We start from the raw sequence: 16,778 nt of genomic DNA on the forward strand, positions 1-16,778 counted from the left end.
CCGGGGCCTGCGGTGCGGGCGCGCGAGCGGGAGCCGGAGCGGGTGCGGCGGGTGCGGCGGGCGCGGGCGCGGCGGGAGCGGGCGGGGCCGGGGGCCGCGCCGCGGGGGCCTGCGGGCGCGGCGGCGCGGATCCGCCGCGCGGGTCTGTGGGCGCCTGTGGCGGCGCGGCGGCCGCGGGGGATGCCTCCGGCCGGCTCCGCGCCGGTTCGGGGCTCTGCGGCGGCCTCGCCGCCCGCCGCCCGGCGGCGGAGCCGGTGCGCGGCGGCTTGACGCCGCGGGTCCGGGTGCGGGTCGACGGGCCCGCCACGTGGACGTCCGTGGGGACCGGCGGCGTCGGCCCGGCCTTGCGGGGCTCCTCGGGTTCGAGGAGCGCGTTGGCGTCCAGGTAGCAGGCGCTGGGCAGCCCCGGGTTGACGGCGAGCTGCCACTCGGGGTGCGGCCAGCGCCGGGAGAGCTCCGCCAGCGACGCCTCGCGGTGGTGGACGGCCTGCCCCTGCAGGGAGCGGTCCATGGCCTCGGGGGAGGTGAACGCCAGGACGAAGGTGCCGTCCCCGAACTGGGCCGTGGCGAACTGGTGCCCGGCGGCCCCCGGCTCACCCGGCGAGGGCAGGTACAGCACCGCGCGCGCGAGGAGCTCCAGGTAGCCGTGCTGGTCGCCGCGTTCCCGGGCGTCGGTGAGGGCGGCCTCCAGGGTGGACCCGGAGGGCCGGGCGCTGCGCGCGGCGGACGCGGCGCGGCCCTCGTCCTCGGGCACGGCCAGCGGGATGCCGAGGCCCGGCAGCGCCAGCGGCCCGCCGTCCGGCCCCGCCTTGCTCGCCTGGTAGACGAGTTCGAGCGGCGACTCGACTCCGTACACGTCGCGGAAGGCGCCGACCAGCTGCCCCGCGAGCAGCGCGCACGCCTCCAGGTACTCGGCGGAGGCGCGGCCGCCCCGGTCGCGCCAGGTGAACCGGTCCCACCAGTTCTTGCGCTCCTCCTCGTCCGGGGGCTCCCAGCCGAGCGCCCTGAGCCGGCGCTCCTGGCGGGGGGCCAGCGGACGGGGCAGGAACGCGCTGCCGACGGCCTCCGCGTCCAGCACGCCCTCCGAGCGCATCGCCTGCACGTAGGGCAGCCCGCTCGGCCCCTGCACGATGAGGAACGACTTGACCGGCAGCCGCGAAAGCTCCAGGGTCAGCCGTTTGGCGAAGTCGTTCCAGTCCACTCGGGATCCACTTTCACGTCCGCGGGGAGGAGTCGGTACTCGACGGTAGCCGAACGGCGGGTCACTCCGTCCAGGGAGCCGGAACGGCGTCGGCCCTCACCTGCGCCCAGACGCCGCCGATGGCGTCGTACACGGCGAGGGGAGTCTCGTCGCCGTCGCCGCCGGCCCGCCAGAGGCGCGTGCCGTGGGGAGGCCGCATCGGGACGCCCGCGGGCCGCGGCTCGGGCGCGGGAGCCCTGCTCGGCGGCGGATCGGCCGGCGCGTGCGCGGCCGCCGGCCGGTCCTGCGGCGGGTCGGCGGGCCAGTCCGTCGGCGCGCCCAGCGGCGGCCCGGCGGCCGGTGCCGGTTCGCGGGCCTCCGGCTCGGCGGTGCCCGCCTCCAGCGCCGCGTTCAGGTCGGCCGCCGAGTACGGGTCGACCGCCGTGTGCGAGTCGTCGTACGGGCCGTCGGCCCCGGGGAGCAGGCCGTTCGGATCGGGGCCCGCGCCGTTCAGGCCGGGGACCGAGCCGCCGGCGACGGGGTTCGGCCCCGAGAGCGCGTGGGGGTCGACCGTTCCGTACGGGTTGGGCGCGTCCAGGCCGGCGGCGGGCGGCACGTCCCGGCCGCCGGTCAGCCGGCCGATGACGGACGAGTCGAGCAGCACCTCGCTGGGCAGGCCCCAGTTGATCGCCACCCGCCACGCCGGATCCGGCCAGCCGGACGCCAGCCGGGCGAACGACGTGCGCCGGTACAGGCCCGGGTGCCGGTCGCCGGTGCGCGCCAGGGCGCCGGGCGAGGTGAACACGGTGACGTAGGTGTCGCCGCCGATGGTGATGGTCGGGAACTCGGCGCGGTCGGGGTCCTCCACGGCGGAGGCGGTCGCCGGGAGCACCAGGTCGGCGCCCTCCAGCAGCCTGAAGTAGCCGGTGTTGTCGCCGTTCGCCTTGGCCTCCGCCAGGCGCGGCTCCAGGAGGTCGGCGTCCGCGCCGGGCAGCCCGTCCGCCGACGGCGGCATCGGGCCGCCCGCGGTCGGCGGGACCGCGGTCAGAGGGCCCGCTCCGGGAAGGACGCCCCCGGACGTGCCCCGCCGCTTGCTCACGCGGGACGGGTCGGCGACGTCGATGCCGAAGTCGAGCAGTTCGATGAGGCCCGTCCCGTGCCGGTGGAACGACTCGTACACGAGGTCGGACGGGCGCCGGACGCCCTGGACGTCGCGCAGGGCCGTGACCATCACGTCGGCCAGCCGCGAGTAGTCGCCGTCCGTCACGCTCAGCATCCCGCCGGGGACGCCCGCCTCCGGCAGCTCCGTCCACCAGTTGCGCGGCGCGGGGTCGGCGGGCGGTCGCCAGCCCGCGTCGCTCATGACCTCCTCGTCGGCCAGCGTGAGGAGCAGCGGACCGTCGAGGAAGTTGTTGCTCACGGCCTCGGCGTAGAGCCGGTCGGGCTCGCGCATGGCCTGGACGTAGTGACGGCTCTCCTCCCGCTCGCGCACGATGAGGATCGTGTCGCGCTCGAGACCCGCCAGCTCACGTCCCAGCCGCCGGGCGAACTCGGACCACTCCAACAAGATCACTCCCTACGACCGGGGGCCGGTCCCCGGGCCTCCCGGGACCCCGCGAGACCATGCCCGGGTCCCGATGATTGTCGCCGGGGCCGCCGCGCGCAAACCAGGAGTTCACCCGGGTGGAGGTTCGTGACGAAGTACACGCAGGGCCTCGCGGAGGGCGTCCGGGTCGTCCCCCGAGCGGTCGAGGACGTCGATGAGCCTGTGCAGGATCTCATGGCGTTCGTAGCCGACGTCCAGCAGCGCCTGGGCGGTGGTCCACAGCTGCGCGGGCCGGCCCTCCCACAGCCGCTCCGCGAGCCGTTCGTGCGCGTCGAGGTGCGCCTCGTCCGCGCCGGGGTGCTCGAACTCCAGGATCGCGCGGCGGTCGCCGGGGTCGGACGGGTCGAGTTTCGACAGGTCGACGAACCCGTGCCGCCCGGACCGCCGGTGGGTGCCCGACAGGAAGGGCAGGGCGAACGCGCGGCGGGGGAGGGCTTCGAGGTCGCCGTCGGGCAGCAGCCGGGCGACCAGGTCGCGGTCGAGGCCGAAAGCGGCCGGATCGCGGTACGCGTCGGCGAACTTCGCCGTCGCGTCCCAGAGGGCGTCCAGGGTGGCCCTGACGCCCTCCTCGGGGAGGCCGGTGCGCTTGCCCGCCCACCGGACCCAGGCGGCCAGCACGTGGGGGACCGCTTCCTGTTCCGTCGGGGAAAGCAGAACCTTTCTCGGAAGCCAGTCGAGCAGGAACATCTCGCACTTGACCGGGGAGACCCGCAGCGGGCGTCCGAAATCGTGGGTGCAGCCGTAGTCGATGATCCGGTCCACGCACCGGCTCGCCGCCGAAAGGTCGGACAGCCCCTCCGCCTCGTCCGAGGCGAGGAACCGCGCCGCCATCGTCGCGCGCCGGTCGCGCCCGTACACCGGCGGCTGGGGCAGCCGCCCGCCCGGCGGGAGGATGTCCACGCGCGCCCGGACGAACGCGTGGTACGAGCCGAAGCCGTCGTTCACCGGCGGGTTGTCGAGGGCGTCGGTGAAGTCCAGGGCGCTCTTCAGCAGCGCCTTGGTATCGCGCGGGTCGAGCTCCTCGAACCGCATGAGCGGGTTGTCGCGGTCCTCGCGGCGGCAGTGGTCGAGCAGGGTGTCGACCCGTGAGGAGACCCACGCGTCCCGGACCATCCCGCTCACCGGCGGGCGTCCCCCCGGCGCGGCGGGTGCGAACGGGTCGCCGGACGGCTGGACGGCCGCGGCCTTGGTGCGGTCGACCAGGATGACCAGGGCGTGCCGCTCGCTGCCGCCGTAGGTGTAGGTGCAGACGATGGAGTCCTGGTCGCCGTAGACGTCCCGGGAGACGAAGCACCCCTCCGGCTCGACCATGCCCACGTGGTCGGCCCACCCCGGGCGGGGGACGCCGCCGGCCATCAGCTCCAGGGCCGCGCGCTCGGCCTTGGCCGCCTGCCTGGAGGTGCCCATGTACGCCATCCCGGTGAGCAGCGCCAGTGCGGCGGGCGTGCCCGCGGCCGCCGCGTAGTCGACCAGGGCCTCGCCCACGACCTCCTCGACGTCGCCGCCGGGAACCCGGTGCCCCCACCAGGAACCGAGGATCTCGCTGACGATCAGCTCCGCGTCCAGGGGGCTGCGCACGGCCAGCAGTTCGCGGGCGTGCTGGAGCATGCCGTCGAAGATCGCCGAGACCTCGTCCGGGGGGTTGGGGCCGTCGTCCCGGGCAGGGTCCCCGGAGGAGCGGTTGCGGCTGCGGGGACTCACGCTTCTAGCCTCTCAGATCCCGCGCGGAGGATGTCCAGGACACGGCCGAAGACCGCGCCGCCAAGCGCCCCGGCCGGACCGCCGGTTCCGGTGACCGCTCAGCCGTCCACCCCCGCATCGGAGGCGCGCCCGGACGGCGGCTCCGATTTCAGCACTCCGGTGAGGTGCTCGCGCGCCATCCGTTCGACTCTGGCGGGCGTCGCCTCCAGCCCCAGGTGGGCCATGCACGCCTGGACGTCGGCCACGCAGCGGTGCACCTCGTCCGACGGGAAGGTGGCGAACTCGTCGCAGAGCCGTCGGGTGAGCGCCTCGCGCGTCTCGCTTCTGTGATCGGCCAGTGCAGGCATCTTGCGCACACCTCCGCGCACGGGATTCCGGCGGACGGGGACGCCGCCGGCCGAGACGAAGCGCGGTACGGACCTGTCCCGGTGGGAGCGTCCGTGGGAACCCCGCCTCGATGTCCCATTCCAGCGCTTTTGCGGGGAGAGTCAAGACGTGCCGGGAGGTCGTTCGGCAAATTCTGGACCGGCTCGCTCCGGCCGTCCTCCGGCCGCCCGTTCGGTGTCCGCCCAAGCGGCGTGATGGCGTGCCGCCCAGTCCCGGCCGACCCGCCCGGTCAGCATCCCGGTGAGCGCGCCGCGGTCCCTCAGCGCCTCCCAGAGGTGACCGGCCGTCACCACCGCGACGACGAGGAAGAGCCAGTCGTGGACGAAGGTGGCCCCGGTCCGCCACCGGTCGCCCCACGGTCCGGGGAACGTCATGATCTCGCCGGTGCCGAGCATGACGAGGATCGCGCCCGCGGTGAACGCCGCGTTGAGCTTCTGCCCGGCGTTGAACTTGCCCACCGGCAGGATCCCGCGCCCACCACGCACGGCCCTGCGATCGCCGCGCTTCAGCCACTCCCAGTCGTGCGGAGCGAACCTGTTCAGCCGCCCGAGGTCCGCCCTGAACGCACGCGACGCCAGGCCGAGCACGATGGGCACCGGCAACGCGAAACCGCACCACACGTGGACGGTCTTGACCATCTCCCTGCGGCCGACCAGCGTCGACAGCATCGGCAGGTACAGCATCGCCGCGGTGACCAGGCAGGCGAGCATCAGCAGCGCGGTCGCGTGATGGATCGAGCGCTCCGCCCTCGTGAACCGCGCCAGCCACCCGGAGCCGTCAGGTCGGCTCATCGTCACGCCCGTTCGACCGTCCGACCCAGGCGTCCACGTCGTAGCCGAGGTTCTCCCAGTAGCCGGGCTCCACCTTGTCGGTCAGTTCGATGCCGCTGAGCCACTTCAGCGACTTGTAGCCGTACATGGGCGCCACGTAGAGCCGGGTGGGCCCGCCGTGGTCGTGGGTCACCGGCTTGCCGTCCATCTGGGTCGCCACCAGGACGTCCCTGCGGCGCGCCTGTTCCAGCGTCAGCGACTCGGTGTAGACGCCGTCGAACGATGTGAACCGCACGGCGCCGGCCTTCGGCGACACGCCGACCGCGTCGAGGAGGTCGGGCAGGGCGACCCCCACCCAGTGCACGTCCGGCACACGCCAGCCCGTGACGCACTGGAAGTCGCGATCCAGGACGGTCTGCGGCAGCCGCGCCAGATCGGCCAGCCGGAACGCCTGGGGCCTGTCGACGAGGCCACTAACGGTCACCCGGTGGGTCGCGGCCCTGTGCCGCTTCACACTGGCGGTGACGGAGTAGTAGCGGAACCCGCCGGCCGCCGGTAGGACGTCCCCGATCGGTCCTACCGGCGCCAGGGTCCGGCTCACCTTGTCCTGGACGGACGCCCCCACGGCGACCCCCGCCGCGCCGAGGCCGAGCATCCCGAGGACGACCCGCCGCCCGACGGGGCTGCCTTCTCCGCGTTCCTGCCCGTTCACCCGTTCATTCGAGCACCGCGGGGTCGCCGCCGCCAGCGCCCCGCGGCGCACGTAAGACTTCTGACACATCTCGGGAGGCTTCTGACGGCTCTCGGGGCCGCCCTAAGCTGGGCCCATGTCCACCAAGGTTCGACTCGCCCAGCGTCCGGAAGCCGACGAGCTGCTCGGCCGCAGCCCGCTGGCGGCGCTGACGGGCATGCTGCTCGACCAGCAGATCCCGATGGAGTGGGCCTTCTCCGGCCCGTACACGATCATGCAGCGGCTCGGTTCCGGCGACCTGGACGCGCACGAGATCGCCGCGTGCGACCCGGAGCGGTTCGCCGCGCTGCTGTCGGAGAAGCCCGCCGTCCACCGCTACCCCGGCTCCATGGCCAAGCGCGTCCAGCAGCTGTGCCAGTACCTGGTGGACAACTACGACGGGGACGCCGAGAAGGTGTGGAAGGACGTCGACAGCGGCAAGGAGCTGTTCAGGCGCCTGAACGGCCTGCCGGGGTTCGGCAAGCAGAAGGCGCAGATCTTCCTGGCGCTGCTGGGGAAGCAGTACGGCGTCCGGCCGGAGGGCTGGCGCGAGGCCGCCGGCGTGTACGGCGAGGAGGGCTCGCACCGCTCCGTCGCCGACATCACCGGCCCGGAGTCCCTGGCGGAGGTCAGGGCCTTCAAGCAGGAGCAGAAGGCCGCCGCCAAGGCCGCCAAGGCCGCGAAGTAGCCGCCGGGTGCGAGACACACCGGGCTGGGGAGGTTGACGCGCCGTGACGCCCGGGGGCCGTAGCATCTCCTACTTGCCGTCCTGGCGGGCCGCCTCCCGCGTCCCCCTGCGATGGTGCCCGAATCCGACGCGTTCGTCCGGGACCGAAGGGACAAGGATGTTCAGCAGGGGTTCCGTACACGGCGAACCATCGGGATGATGAATACCTGACTCCGACCGGTGTTGTGATGGAGGCGGGAGCGCTAGCCTGCTCCCATTCACTCATAGTGATGAAAAATTGCCGCGCGGTACGGGACCCTCTGGGGCGGAGGTGTTGTCCATGAGCACCGAGACGTCCGTCCCGCATCCCCGCGTCTCAGGGGTGGAGGGGCAGCCCATGGATGCGTCCGACGCCGCGCTGTACGCGACCTTGCTGAAGGAGGCCCCCGGCGGGCTGGCGTTCTTCGATCGCGAGCTGCGCTGCCGCAGGGCCAACGACGCGCTCGCCGCGCTGCTGGGCGTGCCCGCGCGCGAGCTGCACAAGCGCCGGCCGTCGGAGGTGCTGCCCGAGGCGCTGGCGGCGGCGTTCGAGACCGCGCTGCGGAAGGTGATCGCCGAGGACCGCCCGGTCAGCGATCTCGACCTGGTCGTCCCGGCGGGCGAACCGTCCGGTGCGGCGTCCGGCGAGGGCGTCGCCACGGCCGTCGAGGAGCGCATCCTGGCGTGCACCTGGCTCCCGGCCAGGGACGGCGGCGGTGAGCACCAGGGCGTCGTCCTGACGGCCCTGGACGTGACCGAGCGGCGCCGCGCCGAGGAGGTCATCCGCCGCAAGGAGCAGCGCTACCGATCGCTCGTGGAGGCCAGCGCCCAGGTGGTGTGGGTCGCCGCCCCGGCCGGCGGCGTGATCGACGACGCGCCGGAGTGGCGCGCGATCACCGGCCAGACGCCGGACGACTACGCGGTCGGCGGCTGGCTGTCGGTGGTCCACCCCGAGGACCGCCCCCGCATCGAGTCCGCCTGGCACGAGTGCGTCGACGAGAACCGGGTCTTCGAGACCAACTACCGGATCCGCACCAAGAGCGGCACCTACCGGCACTTCGACGTCAGGGCCGTGCCCATCTGGCAGGGCGACGCGGTGATCGAGTGGGTCGGCGCCAACACCGACGTCACCGGTCAGCGCGAGGCCGAGGAGATGCGCGGCCGGCTGACCGAGCAGCTGTCCGCCGCGGCGCTGCGCACCGCGCGCCTCCAGCAGGCCACCTCGATGCTCGCCGAGGCGCTGACCGTCTCCCAGGTCGTCCAGGTCATCACCGAGGTCGGGCGGTCCGCCATCGGCGCCGACTACTCGGCCGTGGCGCTGCTGGACGACGACAAGCTGCGGCTGAGCATCGTGGCGCCGTCCCAGCCGGGCGCGGAGGCCGAGACCGGCCCCGCCTCCCGCGACGACATCAAGGTCAGCGACCAGACCGTGATGTCGGTGGCGGTCCGTGAGAGCCGGCCGTTCCTGGCCGAGCATCCCGACAGCCTCCGCCTGCAACTCGGCCACGGCGAGCGCGACCTGTTCGCCCAGCACACCGAGGAGCGCGCCTGGGTGGGCCTCCCGCTGCTCGCGGCGGGCGCCCCGATCGGCGCCCTCCGGTTCTCGTTCACCCGCCCCAGGGAGATCACCGAGGAGGAGCGGGTCTTCCTGGAGGCGCTGGCCGGGCAGTGCGCCCTGGCCGTGGAGCGGGCCCTGCTGTTCGAGCGCGAGCACAAGACGGCCGAGGAGCTCCAGCGGAGCCTCCTGCCGAGCGACCTCCCGCAGCTGCCGAACATGGTGCTGGCCGCCCGGTACAACCCCGCCACGCGCCACGTCCAGGTGGGCGGCGACTGGTACGACGTCTTCCGCCTCCCCGACGACCGGCTCGCCGTCGCCGTGGGCGACGTCATGGGCAAGGGCGTGCTCGCCGCGGCCGGAATGGGACGCGTCCGCAACGCCCTGCGCGCGCTCGCGCTGAACGACGCGCGCCCCGCCGCGGTCCTGGCCGGCCTCGACCGGCTGTTCAGCGCGACCGAGGACGAGGAGCAGTTCACCACGGTCGCGTACGTGGTCATCGACCCCGAGACCGGGCACGGGGAGTTCAGCAACGCCGGCCACCCGCCACCCCTGCTGATCTCGCCCGACAGGCCCGCGCGCGTGAGCACGCGGGAGCCGGGCACGCCGCTCGGCTGGCCGAGCCAGAGGCAGCAGACAAGTTTTTCCATCGAGACCGGCAACACTGTGGTGTTCTATTCCGATGGACTTGTGGAGAACCGTAGGCGTGGGGTGGACGCCGGGCTGGACGAGCTCGTCGCTGTGGCGGCGGACGCCCCACCTGAAGTGGTAGGAGATCCCGAGAGACTCGTCGACTTCCTGGTCGATCGGATGCTTGCCGGATACGAGCAGGTGGACGATGTGACCGTACTCGCCCTGCACGTCCCGCCCGAGCCAGCGTGAAAACGCCCCAAGACCGCGTGAAGACGGAGTAGCACGTTCGAAGGACCGCCCCGCGCCCTCTAAGGTGGAGTGTTACCGGGTAGGACTTCAGGGCGGAACGCGCAGCAGTGCCAGAAATGCTTGACCCAGACAGAGCGGGTACGCTGCGGTCCCGCACCGGTGGTCCGCTCCGTGTGTGGTCCCACCCAGTGTGAGGCCGGGCCCGACAGGGCACTTGGGTCAACCAAGCCACACGTTCGTTCGAGAGGTATTTGTGTCGCCTGCTAGCTCGACCTCGAAAGCGTCGGATCTGCACGATCACGTCATCGCGCAACTGATCGAGCGTGGACGGTCCCAGGGTTACCTCGAAGCCGACGACGTACGCCGTACGTTCGAGGAGGCCGACATCCCCGTGTCGAAGGCCTCCAGCATTCTGCGGAGCCTCAGCAAGGAGGGTGTGACCGTCATGGTGAGCGCTGCCGACTCCGCGGCGCCCAAGCGTCCGCGCAAGCGCGCGACGCCGGCGGCGCGCAGGCCCAAGACCGCCGCCGCCGCCAAGGAGCAGCCCGACACGGTGACCGCCGTCGTCGGCGATGACGCGCCGGAGGAGGCCGCCGCGGAGCCGCGCCCGGCCGCCGCCAAGCCCGCGCCGCCCAAGAAGGCCGCGCCCGCCAAGGGCGCCAAGGCCAAGAAGGCGGTCCCGGCCAAGAAGGGCGCGGCCGTCAAGGCGGCCGCGGTCAAGGGCGCCGCCGCCAAGGCGGCGCCGGCCAAGAAGGGCGCCGACCCGGAGGTCGACGACGAGGTCGACGTCGACCTCGACGAGGACCTCGCCGACCTCGAGCTCGAGGACGACACGGCCGCCGAGGTCGAGGAGCCCGAGGCCGACGAGGAGGAGGCGGCCCCGGCCGCGCCCGCCGCGAAGGCCGCCGCGCCCGCCGGCAAGCCCGGCGCCGAGGGTGCGCCCGCGGCCGAGGAGGAGGGCTTCACCCTCGGCGACGACGACGAGGACGCGCCCGCCCAGCAGATCGCCGCCGCCGGCGCCACCGCCGACCCGGTGAAGGACTACCTCAAGCAGATCGGCAAGGTCCCGCTGCTCAACGCCGAGCAGGAGGTGGAGCTCGCCAAGCGCATCGAGGCCGGGCTCTTCGCCGAGGAGCGCCTCGCCGCGTCCGGCCCGGCGATGTCCGAGGAGGACCTCGAGGACTTCGAGTGGATCGCCGAGGACGGCCGCCGCGCCAAGAACCACCTGCTGGAGGCCAACCTCCGCCTGGTGGTCTCGCTGGCCAAGCGCTACACCGGCCGCGGCATGCTGTTCCTGGACCTCATCCAGGAGGGCAACCTCGGCCTGATCCGCGCGGTCGAGAAGTTCGACTACACCAAGGGCTACAAGTTCTCCACGTACGCCACCTGGTGGATCCGGCAGGCGATCACCCGCGCGATGGCCGACCAGGCCCGCACCATCCGCATCCCGGTGCACATGGTCGAGGTCATCAACAAGCTGGCCCGCGTGCAGCGGCAGATGCTCCAGGACCTGGGCCGCGAGCCCACCCCGGAGGAACTGGCCAAGGAGCTCGACATGACCCCGGAGAAGGTCGTCGAGGTCCAGAAGTACGGCCGCGAGCCCATCTCCCTGCACACGCCGCTGGGCGAGGACGGCGACAGCGAGTTCGGCGACCTCATCGAGGACTCCGAGGCCATCGTCCCCGCCGACGCGGTCAGCTTCACGCTGCTGCAGGAGCAGCTCCACTCCGTGCTGGACACGCTCAGCGAGCGCGAGGCCGGCGTGGTGTCGATGCGGTTCGGCCTCACCGACGGCCAGCCGAAGACCCTGGACGAGATCGGCAAGGTGTACGGGGTGACGCGGGAGCGCATCCGGCAGATCGAGTCCAAGACCATGTCGAAGCTGCGCCACCCGTCCCGTTCCCAGGTCCTGCGCGACTACCTGGACTGAGACCGAGCGCGGCACCGGAACCGGGCTACCGGCCGGAATCCGGAACTGAGGGCCTCGTCCCGTTGGGGACGGGGCCCTGCTGTTCCGCGGGGCGCCTCCCGGTGCCTCGCGCGTAACCTTCTTTTAACATCCAGGTAGCGTGCGCCGTCTTGCGCGTTCCTAGCCTGCGCGCATGGGACTTGCAGAACTCGACCGGGCACACGAACGTTCGGTGGAGCGGAGCGGCCCGGCGGAGCCCCCACCGGGCCGCGCCCGTGCCGTCCAGGTGGTGGGCGGTCGTCCATGGCACGATCCCGATCTGGACCGGGCGGTCGACGCCGTCCAGGCCCGGTTCCCGCGTCCCGCGGTGCACGTGCTCGCGGAGAGCCGCGGCGACCCGGAGCTCCGGTCGGTGCGCGTGGAGGCGCTGGCCAAGGCCGCGGTGGGCCTCAGCCGGGGCGTCGAGGCCCTCGTCGCCGAGGACTCCTCCAATCCCGACCTCTGGCTGTGGCTCGGCCGGACGCGGCTGGAGGAGGCGTGGCGGATCCGTCCGGAGGCGCGTGCGCGGGCCGTTCAGGCCGGGAGCTACACCACGTACACGACCTCGATGCAGGCGGCCCGTGAACCGCTGATGCGGGCGGCGTCCCTGTGGCCGGACGATCCCGTCCCGTGGGAGGCGATGCTCTGGTACGCGCTGGGCCTGGGCCTCGACCGTGAGGAGAAGGACGCGCTGTGGACGCAGGCGAGCGGCCGCTGCCCCACGCTGTACGGGGCGCACGTGGCGCGGCTTGTGAGCCTGTCCCCCCAGTGGGGCGGCCTGACGGACGAGATGTTCGGCTTCGCCACCGGCGTCATGGCCGGCGCTTCCAGCGAGGACCCCAGGGCGGCGCTCATCCCGCTCGCCTATTTCGAGTACTTCGTGCAGGAGCGTTCGGGCATCATCCGGGGGGCGTCCTCGTGGTTCTCGCCGGAGGAGCGCCGCGATGTCGACAACGCCGCGAGGTGCTGGTTCGAGGGACGCCGCCTCCACCCCCGGGCGATCGAGGCGCACAACCTCTTCGGCGCCGCGTTCCATCTCGCGGACGTGCGCCGTCCGGCGCGGCAGCATCTCCTCCGGACGCGGGGGCGGCCGAGCAGCCTGCCGTGGACGTATCTGGGCGGTGACGAGGTGGGCCAGTACGTCAAGGCGTGCCGGCACCTGAACGTCGCCACGGCCTGACCCTGGCAAGGCGGGCCGGCATCCTCGCTCAGTCGTGCAGGACGACTTCTCTCAGTCGTGCAGGACGACGTCGAGGTTGGGGCCGTTGAGCTCGGCCGTGTGGCCGAGGCCGGCGACGGCCTTGAGGAGTTCGTCCGGGGTGCGCGGTGCCGCGCCCGCCTTGAGCAGGTCGTGGGCGATCCGCCCGCGGGTGGCCTTGGCCATGTGGCTGACCACCGTCCGTTCGGGGGCGCCGCCGGCGAGCCGCTCCCGGAACACGCGGACGGCGACGGCCGGCTGCGGGGGCTTCCACGCGGCCGCGTAGGGCCCGGAGCGCATGTCCACGACCAGGTCGCCGTCCGGCCGGAGCGCCTTGCCCATCGCGGGACGCCACAGCGTGCCCAGGCGGCCCGCAGGCGGCAGCGACACCGCCATGGCCAACCGGTACGGCGGGACGCGGTCGGTGAGCCTCAGCGCGCCCCACAGGCCCGAGAAGACGATGATCTGCGCGGCGGCGGCATCGGCGTCCAGGTCGGGGAGGTCGAGGTTGTCGTAGAGGACGCCGGTGTAGAGCCGGGCGACCGGCAGGGTCGGCGCGGCGCGCAGCGCCTTGTTGCGGGCGAGGGCGTCGTCCGCCTGGCCGGGCGGCAGGCCGAGCACGTCCGGCGCGTCGCGGCGCCGGCACGCCTTGGTCAGGGCCGACAGGACGCGCCTGCGCACCGGGTTCAGCTCGGGGAAGCTCAGCGAGGCCAGGTCGAGGGGCGGCCCGTCCCCGTCGGTAGCCTTCTTCTCCGACGGTGGCAGCAGGATGTGCACGATCCCCCCGAAAGCGGTGACGGATGGCGCGGTCTCTGGAGGCACGGCTGGGCGAACTCGTCGCCGAGGCGTGGCCGGCGCCGTCGACCCAGGATATTGGCGGCTGGCTGCTGCGCCACGCCGACGGGGTGACCAAGCGGGCCAACTCCGTCCTGCCCCTGGGCGACCCGGGGGACGTGGACCGGGCCGTCGAGCGGGCCGAGGGCCGCTACGCCGCGCTGGGCCTGCCGACCGTGTTCTCGGTGGATGCCCACGCGCGGCCCGAAGGGCTCGACGGGTTCCTGGAGGGCCGGGGCTACGAGCTGGTCGATCCGACGGTCGCGATGATGACGGACCTGGCCGGGCCCCGCGAGCGGGACGGTGTGGAGATCACGGGGGCGCCGTCCGAGGAGTGGCTCGACCTGTGGTGGTCGGTGGACGGCGGGTACGACCACCGGCCGCCGGTCGCGGAGAAGATCCTCACCGGTGTGCCCGCGGGCTACGCGTCGCTGGACGGCGTCGCCGTCGGCCGGGGGGTCCCGCAGGGGGAGTGGCTGGGCGTGTACGCCATGGCCGTCGCGCCCGAGGCGCGCAGGCGCGGCCTGGGACGGCGCGTCCTGCGGTCGCTTCTCGGCTGGGGGCGCGAGCAGGGATGCGAACGGGCGTACCTGGTCGTGGTCGAGCGGAACGCTCCGGCCCGCGCGATGTACGAGGCCGAGGGATTCGTCCGTGCCGGCGGCTATCACTACCGCGTGAAGAATGTCACTGCCAGGTGACGATTCGGCCGATTGCGTGATTCGCATCACCGCAGGCCGCGAATTTCGCTACTATATGCGATCACTTAATCACACTGCGAAGTCACGCCGTCCCATTGGCTCTGCTGCGCTCCGGAACGGGCGAAATGCGAGCGGCGGCCACCGCGTTCGCGATGACCGCCGTCCTCGGGTTTCTATTGGGAGGTCTACCGCTCCTCGGTGGATGCGGTGGCCGGGGATTCGTTGAGCCGGTCGGTCTCGTCCTGTATGTCGGCCCCGTTGGCACGGAGCGCTTCTGAGTACTTGCGTCCGTGGTGGGCGCAGAACAGAAGGTCGCCGCCGCCTACAAGGACTGCACGGACGTAGGCCTGGGCGCCGCAGCGGTCGCATCGGTCGGCGACGGTCAACGGCTTGGTTGGGGCAAGGGCTCCAGTCACGGCACCTTCCTCATGCTCGGGGTCGGTACTTAGGACAACATCTAACCCGACGCCGACGTTCCCAACCTGGTTCTTCGTACGCCCACAGCAGAATGGCCCAATAAGTGACCGAGGTCACATTAGGCGCTGTCCCAGCGGAACAGGCGCACGGCGATCAGCGCGCCGACCACCGCGACGCCCAAGAGAACGGCGATTTGAGGGAGTGCGGAGGCCGGTCCGAGCCCGCGGCCCATCACGTTGAGCATCCCTTCGTTGAGATAGCGCAACGGGAAGACGTAGGACAGCGCCCTCATCCAGCCCGGCGTCGCGTCCAGGGGGAAGAACGACCCGCCGAGGAACGCCATGGGCAGGACCACGAGCTGGGTCGCCGCCTGGGCGGTCTCCTGCGTCTTGGCCCACGCGCCGATCAGCATCCCGATCGACAGGAACGCGAGGACGCCCGCTATCACCATCGGGATGGCCATCCACCAGGCGCCGCTGAGCCGCAGCCCGAACATCGGCAGCTGGGCCACGAGCACGAACAGCGCGAACTGGACGAGCGCGATGGCGAGGCTCACCGCGACGCGCGCGGCGAACACGGTGGGCACCGGGGCGGGGGAGAGCTGGAGGCGGCGCAGGATGCCCTTGGTGCGCCACGTGACCAGCGTCTGGGAGGCCCCGAAGACGCCCGCCGACGCCAGCGCCCACCCCAGCAGGCTGGGCGTGAAGAACTGGATGGCCTTGAGCGAGTCGTCCTCCACCTGCCGGGCGTCCAGCGTGTAGGCGGGGGGCCTGCCGGTGGCCGCCTGGTTCGCCGCCTGGACGATCGAGTTCATGAGGCCCCGCACCGTCCCCGACTTGACCTGGTCGGCGGCGGAGTAGTGGACGACCAGCCGGCCGCCGGCCTGTTCCACGGCGGCGTCCGCGTCCCCCTTCTCGACCTTGCGCAGGGCCGCGGCGCGGTCGGACGCCCGGGTCACCTTCATGACCTCGCCGAGCTGGCCGCCGCCCTGCCTGACGGCCTGCTCCAGGACCGGCGCCTTGCCGATCTCCAGCACCTCGACCTTGGACGTCGTCTGGTTTCCGAAGACGCCGCCGAAGATGACCAGGAACATCAGGGGGAACAGGACCGTGAAGAACAGCGCGGTCCGGTCGCGCTTGAACCCCAGGTACATCGCCCGGGACAGGCTCTTGAAGCTTTCGAACGCGCTCACGCCCTGTACTCCCGTCCGGTGAGCTCCAGGAAGACGTCCTCGAGGGTGGCGCCGCGGATCTGGACGCCGTCCAGGGCGTCCTTCGCCGCCATGGCCGCGACCACGGCGGACGGGTCGCGCGTGGAGATGGTCAGCGAGACGCCGTCGTCGGAAGCCTCGTCCGCGCCCGGCAGGAGCCGCGCGTCGCCGAGGTCCAGGACGCCGCTGGCGACGCTGATCCTGGCCGGGGCGTCCAGGCCGCGCACCAGCACGGCCGGCGGGCCGAGCCGCAGGATCCTGCCCGAGTCCATGATGGCGACCCGGTCGCAGAGGATCTCCGCCTCGTCCATGTAGTGCGTGGTCAGGACGACGGTGCGCCCCTCCGTGCTGATCTGGCGCAGCAGGTCCCAGAGGTTGCGGCGGGCCTGCGGGTCGAGCGCGGCGGTCGGCTCGTCCAGGAACACGAGCTCCGGGTCGTGCACGAGCGCGCACGCGATGGACAGGCGCTGCGCCTGCCCGCCCGACAGCTTCTCCACCCGGACGTCGGCCTTGTCGTCCAGCCCCACCAGCTCCATCATCGCGTCGGCCTTCTTGGCGGGGACGCCGTAGAGGGAGCCGAACGTCCGCAACTGCTCGCGGGTGGTCAGCCGCTCGAAGAACGACGACGCCTGCAACTGCACGCCGATCCTGGGCAGCAGCTTCGGGTTGCGGGGCCACGGGGAGAGCCCGAGCACCGACACGTCCCCCGCGTCCGCCTTCCGCAGCCCTTCGATGATCTCCAGCGTCGTCGTCTTGCCCGCGCCGTTCGGGCCGAGGATGCCGAAGAACTCGCCCTCCTCGACCCCGAACGTCACCCCGTCCACGGCCTGGACGTCCCCGTAGCGTTTGCGGACGCCCGAGACCTCGATCGTTTGCACCATGCCCAGGACATTAGGGACCGCACCGGACGCCGCACACCCACCTAAAGGTGGACGTTAGGGTCTAGAAGTAGAGGT

The 16,778-nt window shown here is 72.6% G+C and carries 15 protein-coding genes; 5 read left to right on the forward strand and 10 right to left on the reverse strand.

Annotated elements, in window-relative coordinates:
* The 6 genes from SM611_RS33840 to SM611_RS33865 all read right to left on the reverse strand — a co-directional run.
* Nucleotides 1–1,201, reverse strand: a 1,201-nt coding sequence (locus SM611_RS33840) for an SseB family protein (protein WP_371954406.1), incomplete at its 3' end; no start/stop codon positions are given.
* A 61-nt stretch (nt 1,202–1,262) separates the two neighbouring features.
* Entirely contained in the window at nt 1,263–2,747 is a 1,485-nt protein-coding gene (locus tag SM611_RS33845) for an SseB family protein (RefSeq protein ID WP_371954407.1), read from the reverse strand.
* A 108-nt stretch (nt 2,748–2,855) separates the two neighbouring features.
* Nucleotides 2,856–4,394 carry a hypothetical protein gene (locus SM611_RS33850; RefSeq protein ID WP_371954513.1) on the reverse strand — a complete coding sequence of 513 codons (1,539 nt, stop codon included), beginning with the start codon at nt 4,392–4,394 and terminating at the stop codon, nt 2,856–2,858.
* A 191-nt stretch (nt 4,395–4,585) separates the two neighbouring features.
* A complete protein-coding gene (locus tag SM611_RS33855) occupies nt 4,586–4,834 on the reverse strand; it encodes a hypothetical protein (RefSeq protein WP_371954408.1) in 249 nt (82 codons plus the stop codon).
* A 141-nt stretch (nt 4,835–4,975) separates the two neighbouring features.
* Nucleotides 4,976–5,665, reverse strand: coding sequence for a cytochrome b/b6 domain-containing protein (locus SM611_RS33860; protein ID WP_371954409.1), 690 nt, complete (start codon nt 5,663–5,665; stop codon nt 4,976–4,978).
* On the reverse strand, nt 5,652–6,356 hold the full coding sequence (locus tag SM611_RS33865) for a molybdopterin-dependent oxidoreductase (RefSeq protein WP_371954410.1): 705 nt from the start codon (nt 6,354–6,356) through the stop codon (nt 5,652–5,654). Before SM611_RS33865 ends, SM611_RS33860 begins: the two co-directional genes overlap by 14 nt.
* A gap of 115 nt (nt 6,357–6,471) precedes the next feature.
* Here SM611_RS33865 and SM611_RS33870 point away from each other — a divergent pair, with 115 nt between their 5' ends.
* The 4 genes from SM611_RS33870 to SM611_RS33885 all read left to right on the forward strand — a co-directional run bounded on the left by SM611_RS33870 (nt 6,472) and on the right by SM611_RS33885 (nt 12,645).
* Nucleotides 6,472–7,062 carry an HhH-GPD-type base excision DNA repair protein gene (locus SM611_RS33870; protein ID WP_371954411.1) on the forward strand — a complete coding sequence of 197 codons (591 nt, stop codon included), beginning with the start codon at nt 6,472–6,474 and terminating at the stop codon, nt 7,060–7,062.
* 319 nt (nt 7,063–7,381) lie between these two features.
* Nucleotides 7,382–9,517, forward strand: coding sequence for a SpoIIE family protein phosphatase (locus tag SM611_RS33875; RefSeq protein WP_371954412.1), 2,136 nt, complete (start codon nt 7,382–7,384; stop codon nt 9,515–9,517).
* Between the two features lie 253 nt (nt 9,518–9,770).
* Nucleotides 9,771–11,447: an RNA polymerase sigma factor gene (locus SM611_RS33880; protein ID WP_371954413.1), complete on the forward strand. Its 1,677-nt coding sequence runs from the start codon at nt 9,771–9,773 to the stop codon at nt 11,445–11,447.
* A 172-nt stretch (nt 11,448–11,619) separates the two neighbouring features.
* Nucleotides 11,620–12,645 (forward strand): hypothetical protein, encoded by a 1,026-nt coding sequence (locus SM611_RS33885; protein ID WP_371954414.1) that lies wholly within the window; start codon nt 11,620–11,622, stop codon nt 12,643–12,645.
* A gap of 51 nt (nt 12,646–12,696) precedes the next feature.
* On the opposite strand, the gene SM611_RS33890 is transcribed toward SM611_RS33885, so the two are convergent.
* Complete coding sequence (locus tag SM611_RS33890) at nt 12,697–13,440, reverse strand: YaaA family protein (RefSeq protein ID WP_371954415.1); 744 nt, start codon at nt 13,438–13,440, stop codon at nt 12,697–12,699.
* 23 nt (nt 13,441–13,463) lie between these two features.
* Here SM611_RS33890 and SM611_RS33895 point away from each other — a divergent pair, with 23 nt between their 5' ends.
* Complete coding sequence (locus tag SM611_RS33895; RefSeq protein WP_371954416.1) at nt 13,464–14,195, forward strand: GNAT family N-acetyltransferase; 732 nt, start codon at nt 13,464–13,466, stop codon at nt 14,193–14,195.
* A gap of 185 nt (nt 14,196–14,380) precedes the next feature.
* Here SM611_RS33895 and SM611_RS33900 read toward each other — a convergent pair whose 3' ends face one another.
* The 3 genes from SM611_RS33900 to SM611_RS33910 all read right to left on the reverse strand — a co-directional run bounded on the left by SM611_RS33900 (nt 14,381) and on the right by SM611_RS33910 (nt 16,703).
* A complete protein-coding gene (locus SM611_RS33900) occupies nt 14,381–14,611 on the reverse strand; it encodes a DUF7455 domain-containing protein (protein WP_371954417.1) in 231 nt (76 codons plus the stop codon).
* A 119-nt stretch (nt 14,612–14,730) separates the two neighbouring features.
* Nucleotides 14,731–15,804, reverse strand: coding sequence for an ABC transporter permease (locus SM611_RS33905; RefSeq protein WP_371954418.1), 1,074 nt, complete (start codon nt 15,802–15,804; stop codon nt 14,731–14,733).
* Entirely contained in the window at nt 15,801–16,703 is a 903-nt protein-coding gene (locus SM611_RS33910) for an ABC transporter ATP-binding protein (RefSeq protein ID WP_371954419.1), read from the reverse strand. Before SM611_RS33910 ends, SM611_RS33905 begins: the two co-directional genes overlap by 4 nt.
* Nucleotides 16,704–16,778: the final 75 nt, after the last annotated feature.

The sequence above is a fragment of the Actinomadura monticuli genome (genome assembly GCF_041463655.1).
In the GTDB taxonomy this organism is placed as follows: domain Bacteria; phylum Actinomycetota; class Actinomycetes; order Streptosporangiales; family Streptosporangiaceae; genus Spirillospora; species Spirillospora monticuli.